The 1,341-nt window shown below is 61.0% G+C and carries 2 protein-coding genes; both read left to right on the top strand.

Translation table 11 applies throughout. The features are described from left to right. The first annotated feature begins 91 nt into the window (after positions 1–91). Complete coding sequence (locus AACY19_RS26525) at positions 92–484, top strand: hypothetical protein (protein ID WP_339454455.1); 393 nt, start codon at positions 92–94, stop codon at positions 482–484. A gap of 21 nt (positions 485–505) precedes the next feature. Continuing rightward, the coding region (locus AACY19_RS26520; protein ID WP_339454454.1) for an IS256 family transposase at positions 506–1,341 on the top strand (836 nt) is incomplete at its 3' end.

The following is a 1,341-nucleotide window of genomic DNA, read 5'->3' as shown; positions in this document are numbered from 1 at the left end:
CTCCTGACCGGACGGGGACAGGAAACCTGGTTCCTGTTCTGCCAGCTTGGTGGGCGTTACCCCGAAGACCTCACCGACATATGATCCGGCTTTGTCCCTTACCATCCAGGACGGATTACAGGTTGCCCGGCAACAAGCTGCGTCGCATCATCATGTGATGCTGACGTTCGGCTTCTCCACCCTGATCGACTTTTTGAGCTGGATCGCCGCTCTTGCCATCGGCCTGAAGGTCGCGGCGACGTTGATCGTGCTGATAGTAAACAAGGACATGCGCGATCAACCCGGATGGGGATCGGCCTTGTGGTGGGTGACCAAGATAACCCCTATCGTCGCGGTTTCCTGTCTCATCTGGATTGCCCTGCGGCAACGCGATACAGCGTTGGTCTTGTTCTACTGTGCTGCGGGTCTGTTCGTTGTGGTCGCGGTGCCGCTGAAGATCCGGCAGCGGGGGACTGTCAGGATTTCCGTGTGTGGGCGGGCATAATGGGTAAAGAGGAGATCCCATATGTCCCGACGCAAAGAACCTGCGATACCGAATGAGCTTCTCGACCAGTTGCTGGCGGGCGGTGCCGCGAGTGCTGCATTTGACCAAGGTGGCCTGCTCGATTCGCTGAAGAAGGCGCTGACCGAGCGCGCGTTGAACGCGGAGATGGATCATCACCTGGCCGGCCAGGACGGTGCCGGCAACACGCGCAACGGCTACGGTCGGAAGACCGTGATGACCGACACCGGCAAGCTGGCGATCGACGTGCCACGCGATCGTCAGGCGAGCTTCGATCCGCAGTTGATCGCCAAGTATCAGCGCCGCTTTCCCGGCTTCGACGACAAGATCGTGTCGATGTATGCGCGCGGCATGAGCACCCGCGAGATTACCGGGCATCTCCACGATCTGTACGGGATCGACGTGTCGCCGGATCTGATCAGCACGGTGACCGACGCCGTGCTCGACGAGGTGGCGACGTGGCAGCAGCGGCCGCTCGATCCGATCTACCCGCTGGTTTTCTTCGACGCGATCCGGGTCAAGATCCGCGACGAGGGCATAGTTCGCAACAAAGCCATTCACATCGCGCTGGGCGTTCGCGCCGACGGCGCGAAGGAGGTCCTCGGCCTGTGGCTCGAGCAGAATGAGGGTGCGAAGTTCTGGCTGCGGGTAATGAACGAGCTGCGCAACCGCGGCACCGAGGATATCCTGCTCGCCGTCGTCGATGGCCTCAAGGGCTTCCCCGAGGCGATCACCGCCGTCTTCCCCGACGCGATCGTCCAAACGTGCATCGTGCATCTGCTCAGGAACTCGATGGACTTCGTGTCCTGGAAAAACCTCAAGAACCTCGCCAGCGCGCT

This window comes from Pseudomonas sp. EA_5y_Pfl2_R50, from assembly GCF_963970475.1.
Taxonomy (GTDB): Bacteria; Pseudomonadota; Gammaproteobacteria; order Pseudomonadales; family Pseudomonadaceae; genus Aquipseudomonas.
Note: the sequence above shows the minus strand (reverse complement) of the source record. Positions and strands in the feature narration are given on the sequence as shown.